This window comes from Fulvivirga imtechensis AK7, assembly GCF_000331535.1.
GTDB classification, from domain to species: Bacteria; Bacteroidota; Bacteroidia; order Cytophagales; family Cyclobacteriaceae; genus Fulvivirga; species Fulvivirga imtechensis.
In genome coordinates this window covers 55,959-61,958 of the sequence record NZ_AMZN01000047.1, presented here as the reverse complement: position 1 = coordinate 61,958, position 6,000 = coordinate 55,959, and the positions used below count along the sequence as shown (strand labels likewise).

6 protein-coding genes and 1 pseudogene are annotated in these 6,000 nt (G+C 39.5%); all 7 read right to left on the bottom strand.

Features of this window, described 5'->3' with window-relative positions:
* Positions 1-259: 259 nt before the first annotated feature.
* The 7 genes and pseudogenes from C900_RS13960 to C900_RS13940 all read right to left on the bottom strand — a co-directional run bounded on the left by C900_RS13960 (position 260) and on the right by C900_RS13940 (position 5,960).
* Entirely contained in the window at positions 260-2,053 is a 1,794-nt protein-coding gene (locus C900_RS13960) for a peptidase domain-containing ABC transporter (protein WP_245558437.1), read from the bottom strand.
* A gap of 3 nt (positions 2,054-2,056) precedes the next feature.
* Positions 2,057-2,455 (bottom strand): annotated as a pseudogene (locus C900_RS31030) (cysteine peptidase family C39 domain-containing protein); the annotation flags it as partial.
* 72 nt (positions 2,456-2,527) lie between these two features.
* Entirely contained in the window at positions 2,528-2,752 is a 225-nt protein-coding gene (locus C900_RS13955; protein ID WP_009580622.1) for a hypothetical protein, read from the bottom strand.
* Positions 2,753-2,842: 90 nt separating this feature from the next.
* Positions 2,843-3,373, bottom strand: coding sequence for a peroxiredoxin family protein (locus C900_RS13950; protein ID WP_009580621.1), 531 nt, complete (start codon positions 3,371-3,373; stop codon positions 2,843-2,845).
* Position 3,374: 1 nt separating this feature from the next.
* Entirely contained in the window at positions 3,375-4,031 is a 657-nt protein-coding gene (locus C900_RS13945) for a hypothetical protein (RefSeq protein WP_009580620.1), read from the bottom strand.
* Between the two features lie 57 nt (positions 4,032-4,088).
* On the bottom strand, positions 4,089-4,292 hold the full coding sequence (locus C900_RS31025) for a pinensin family lanthipeptide (protein ID WP_221408136.1): 204 nt from the start codon (positions 4,290-4,292) through the stop codon (positions 4,089-4,091).
* Positions 4,293-4,628: 336 nt separating this feature from the next.
* On the bottom strand, positions 4,629-5,960 hold the full coding sequence (locus tag C900_RS13940; protein WP_009580619.1) for an aspartate kinase: 1,332 nt from the start codon (positions 5,958-5,960) through the stop codon (positions 4,629-4,631).
* Positions 5,961-6,000 lie beyond the last annotated feature (40 nt).

Below are 6,000 nucleotides of genomic sequence, written 5' to 3'. Positions count from 1 at the left end.
AGGCAGAAATCATCAATAGAACAAAAAATTTCGGTAATTTTAGAAGCAGATAACATAGGCAGAACTTTAGTTATTTAGTTGATTGTCAATAACTTAATATACTAATTTTCTGCCTATTTTCATTAAAATATATCAACGTTTTTATATCGAACTCACGTTATTTACTTTACATCATCAGGAATAACACATGGGGCTATAAACTGACTTTGTACTTCCCGATATGAAGCTTCATTGCAACCAGATGCAAGATCTTTTTCGATCAATTATCAAAGCTTGACAATACCAATACCTCAAGTTCCGGGATAAGATCTTTCCATCCACGCGAATACAAGTTGTCTGTGATCATTAAATCCTCATGGTTTCCAGAGGATGAAATTGTTTTGTTTTCCAGCAAATAAATACGGTCAGCATAACGGGCTAAGTTCACACGGTGAGTTAAGGTGATAATAGCAAAATGCTTCTTTATGCTATTCAGTATATCGCGCACTTTGATTTCAGTGTCCCGGTCCATGGCCGATGTAGCCTCGTCAAGAAGTAAAATATCCGGTCTTTTACAAAGAGCCCGCGCAAGGGCCAGTATCTGACGTTGACCGCCAGACAGCCTGATTCCGTCTTCGCCAATTATAGTGGCATATCCTTGCGGGAATTTTGCGATCAAGGGTGTCAGGCCTGTCTTATTTAGATATTCAATGTACTGTTCTGCCTTATCAACCGGAGTCCCCATCATAACATTATCTAAGACAGTACCATTGAAAATTTTAATTTCCTGTGAAACGACACCTAACTTTTTTCTCCAGGCTTCATTTGAAATAGAAGTTAGAGGAATACCATTAGCCAGAATTTGACCCGACTCATGCTCATAAAACTTTTTTATTAGGTGTAATATTGTGGTTTTCCCGCTTCCACTTTCACCCAGAATGGCAATATTTTCACCTTTTCTAACCTGGAAAGATACACCGGAAAACAGTAGTGATCTGCCTGGAAACCGAAAAGCAATATCCTTGACTTCAAGTGCCTCAAATGAATTTGTTTCTTGACGAGTGGATGTTTCTCCTGATTCCGGTTCAACGGATGAGTACTCGAACAACCTGTCAATAGCTATGCGCGCTTCCTGTAAGTGAAGGTTGGTTAGGGCAAGATTACCGGCAGAAGGTAAAATAATCCCTGTCATTTGAAGGATTGCTATCAATGCTCCGGTGGTAATACTTTGCTCTAATACCAACCAGGCACTCCAACCTAAAACAGATACAATAAAAATTGAAGCCACTAACTCTGATAATGTACTAAAACCAATTTTAACTTTACCTAAGTCATATATTTTTTGTTGAAAATGTCCGTAAATGTTTTTTGTTGCTTTCGAAAATGTAGCTTCTTTATTGTGTAATTTGATTTCCTCTATGCCTTGTATTGTGTCCACATAATGACTTTCATTGATACTATATGCCTGCATTACTTCTTTCTGAGCCTTTACAATCTTATGATGGTACTTATAAATGATGAAACCATACATAGGAACTACTGCCAGAATAAAAAACCCGATCAACTGGGAGTAAAAAAATACTCCACCTACACTAATCAGCAACATGAGGATGTCAATCATTAGTGAACTTGTAAGGTATATAATGACCTGCTGAATACGTTGCGAATCATTCATTCGCGCTATGAGATCGCCTGTTTTGCGGGAGTGAAAAAAAGGCACAGGTAATTGAAGCAGCTTACCAAAAAAACCATCGACAAGTCTTACATTAAAGTCTCTGCCCTGCCGGATCAAAAAATATTGGCGTAGATATGAAAGTGCGGATCTTCCGATTAGTAAAAATCCGAGTAGAATCAGTCCGGTTATAAGCTTAGTGTACTCCTTGTTAGGGATTATCACATCTATGAGTTTTTGGCTAAAAACTGCAGTTGATAATCCCAAAACCGCAACAATAACACCAATGAACAACGCAGCCAGGAGCAGGTTACTGTCTTTTTTAACTAATGAAAGTATCCATTGACGTTTATTTTTTTGTGCTTCTTTATATTGTTGTCTTATTGTGCCCTCTTTAACCAATAGGAGCGCCTTACTCTTCCAGACGGATTCCAATTTTTCAGGAGAATATTTCACTGGTCCTGTTGCAGGGTCTATACATTGGAATTTGTTTGATTTCTGACCATATGACAGGCATACAATGAAGTGTTGCAAGGTGCTGTTCTGCACAATATGCAGAATGCATGGCGCACCGGCTTCTTTCAAATTTTCAATGTCTGCCTGAAAAGCTTCAGCTTCCAAACCAATTTTGTTTGCGGCCTGATAAAGGCCCAACAGTGTAGTGCCATCCTGGCGGGTGCCACTAATATTTCTAAGTTTTTCAACTAAAATATCTGCACCGAAATACCTCGTCACAGTGGCCAGGCATGCGACTCCACAGTCTGTACGGTCCCGTTGTTTAATATATAATTTCTCAAGCCTCATTTACCAGCTATAGTATATTACAAATACGATCTGGTAACAGATCGTATTTGGTTAGCTCCATTTTAAAAGGAATTATTTCTCTTGGCAAAAAGTGGCTGCTCCTGTCAAGCCTCCTCCAACTGCTCCTCCTATTACCACTGCTGCTGCGGCCCAGCCGATAGGACCAGTTAAGGCAAATCCTCCAGCCACCAGGAGTCCTGCTGCGGAGTAACCTCCTGCAATAATTCCTCCGCCTACTCCAGCTCCGCAAATTCCACCATTGATTGCTTCCATTTGATTCATTTCTAACTTTTTCATATTTATTTAGTTTTTGCAGTTTTGCCTACTCTGTTGTCTCAGGCTTTTCGGCATCCACCTGTTCTTAACCGGTTTAAGATCTTATCTTTTCTACTGGAGACTTAAATCATTAGTACTTAAAACCTCGGCAATGGCCTGGTACTTAGTTTCTCCTCTGAAAATTTTCTTTAGTATGCCATCTTTGTATATTAATATTGTCGGCACATTCGCTTCGCCAAAAAACCGTGGAAATTCGGCATTGATATCGCTGAGAACAGCTATTTCCGGGTAACTATGTAATTCATAATTCTCTATGAAGCCAGCAAGGTTTTCTGGCTTTTCAGTGCCGATCATTAAGATTTGTGTATTTTCTGCTTTAGAAAGTTTCTTTAACTCCTCTACCTGGTATTGGCAATGTCCACATTCGGGATTGAAATAGTTAATAATGAGATTTTCATTTTTAATTTCACTACTGGTGTAGGTGCTACCATCCATAGTTGTGAAGGCAAATGCAGGTATCGCTTTCCTTGAGGCTTCGATACGTTTTTTAGATGCAATGCTCCGGCTTATCTGTAATGCCATTGAGATCATGGCGACTCCCAGCAACCCTATAAGGAATATTTTGAAATACTTATTTTTCATTTTAATAGGCATTAATCTGTATGAATACTACGAACAATAACCAAAACACGAGCGCAGAACCGTAGCTTGTGGCTACCACTTTACAGGAGTTCTTAAAATCCGAATTAATATATATCATAAGACCTATTGCCAGAAATGCTATATACAACAGTTCATAGATGTTAATTATACTTAACGGATACACCAGCCAGGGCTCAATGTCGGATATAGTCAAAAGTGATAGGATAGACAGGGAGTTGAGGTGATACAGATCTTCAAAGGTATTGGCCTTGAAAAACAGCAAAAAGATTACTACATTAAGTATTGATGCAAAGGCAAAAATGAGTTCTGCCTTTAATACAATGCTAAATATGTCTTTAAAACTTACCTGATAAGTGGTTAACAACAGACCTGCATTTAAACACAGTGTCACTACAAACACTTTGACCAGTATTGTTATGGGTATAATAGCATACTGAACCAACCGCCATTGGGATGTGGATTCCAGCATCTCATTAATTCGCTCATAGGTTAATTGCTCTGCCAGTGAGTTATAATACAATGACTCAGTTAGCACAAATTCGTTGACTATGTATGTGGAGAATAGGTAAATACAACTGACAAGTGTAAAAACCAGCCAGCCGCTGGAATCTTCAAAATATGTTTTAAACGGTTTCATAAGAATGGGAAGAGAGCCAGGCACCAGGATTGATGCCTGGCGGCTAAATAAAATAAATTACGGCATCATCACAGTATACCGATCACAATGGATTTCATAACATGAAACCTGAGTGTAGGCACAAAGTGGGCTGGCTGGAATCGTACCGGGACCACAGAGATATGTGTATCCACCTTTCAATGTGTCAATGTCTTCACTATGTGATCCAGTGACAAAGCTTTTAACTTTTAGTTGCTCTAAGTTCAATTTGTCTTTTTTCATTTTTCTTACGTTTTGGTTGTTATGCGTCAGAAACAAAATTGGTTGTTAAAGCTTTGTAAGTAAATCCCCATTCAGAGCTATATTCAAATTTCACTGAAAACGGCCATTCTCAAAACGGCAGCTCAGCTTTCATTTTTGATTATCAGAAAGGGGCAGGGGAGTGTGGACTTAAGAAGGAAACTAAAAAATTGGCATGACAGGCTTATTTGGTGTTGAAAAGAAATGGTTAATGGGGAGATTGGGAGTTCATAAAATTAATAGGCGGTAACCGACTATAAAAAACAGGCTCAATGCTCCGAGCCTGTTTTTTAGTCCTTTTTTAAATCACCTTTAGTTTTACACTACTTGTTTTTCAAAAACACTGTCATTAAGACTGATCAACGCCTTTTCCTTATACTGTGTGTCTACAAGCAGCGAAATATTATTTTTGCTGCCACCGTAAGATACCATCCTAACAGGGATATCCGCCATAGCATCAAAGATCCTTACCAGTACACCTTTTTTAGCAGCCACCATGCTGCCTACAAGGCAGATGATGGTCTGGTTTTTATCTACTTCCACAATGCCAAAGTGCTCTAACTCCTCAACGATCTGATCCAGATACCTGGGTTGATCAATAGTGACAGATACAGCTACTTCCGAAGTAGTGATCATATCGATTGAGGTTTTATATTTTTCAAAAACCTCGAACAGCCGTCTCAGGAAACCATGGGCGAGAAGCATCCGTGTGGACTTTATTTTGATGGCGGTAATACCATCCTTAGCTGCAATAGCCTTGATGTCTATATCGCCACTCACATTGCTGATGACGGTACCAGGAGCGGCATGATCCATGGTGCTTTTTAGCCTAACAGGAATACCATATTTCTGGGCTGGCAATATAGAAGAGGGGTGCAGTATCTTTGCTCCGAAATAAGCCAGCTCAGCAGCCTCATCAAAGGTAAGCTCCGAGATTGGGAAAGTGTTCTTTACTATCCGGGGATCATTGTTGTGCATCCCGTCAATGTCTGTCCAGATCTGCACCTCGTCTGCGTTAATGGCTGCCCCAACTATAGAGGCAGTATAGTCACTACCTCCCCTCTGGAGGTTATCGGTTTTCCCTTCATGGTTGCGACATATATACCCCTGTGTGATGTACAAAGGCACTTTTTCCGATGTCTCAATGATATTTTTGAGTTTTGTCGATATTTTTTCTATTTCCGGCTCCCCATTTTCATCAATAGACATGTAGTTCAGCGCTGGTAAGAGCATGTTCTTTAGACCAGCCTCTGTCAGATAATGATGAAATAGATTCGTGGACAGTATTTCACCGTAAGCCAGCAGGGTTTTGTTGTTTCCCTGGTTGAAATCGGGAATATCGGTAAGCGTGTTAATCTCCTTAAAATAAATATCTACTACTTCTGAACCCCTTCTCTTTCCTTCTGCTGTGCTGTACAATCCGGCAGTGAACTCATCATAATGTTTCTTAAGATTCTTTACCTTAAATTTAGCTTCTTCCTGTTTTCGATCGAGTAATAGCTCACCAATCTCAACAAGGGTATTGGTTGTACCTGAAATGGCAGATAAAACAACTATTTTTGTTTTGTCATCTGCAGTAATAAGTTCCGAAACTTTGTGCATGCGCTCCGGCATGCCCACGGAAGTCCCACCAAATTTGTAAACAATCATTTTTTTATCTTAATGTAAATTCAAAGCACAAATTTATAGT

Bases quoted from the DNA above. Each gene is read 5' to 3' on its own strand.
- C900_RS13940 (WP_009580619.1), bottom strand. From the start codon at position 5,960: ATGATTGTTTACAAATTTGGTGGGACTTCCGTGGGCATGCCGGAGCGC.
- C900_RS13945 (WP_009580620.1), bottom strand. From the start codon at position 4,031: ATGAAACCGTTTAAAACATATTTTGAAGATTCCAGCGGCTGGCTGGTT.
- C900_RS13950 (WP_009580621.1), bottom strand. From the start codon at position 3,373: ATGAAAAATAAGTATTTCAAAATATTCCTTATAGGGTTGCTGGGAGTC.
- C900_RS13955 (WP_009580622.1), bottom strand. From the start codon at position 2,752: ATGAAAAAGTTAGAAATGAATCAAATGGAAGCAATCAATGGTGGAATT.
- C900_RS31025 (WP_221408136.1), bottom strand. From the start codon at position 4,292: ATGAAAAAAGACAAATTGAACTTAGAGCAACTAAAAGTTAAAAGCTTT.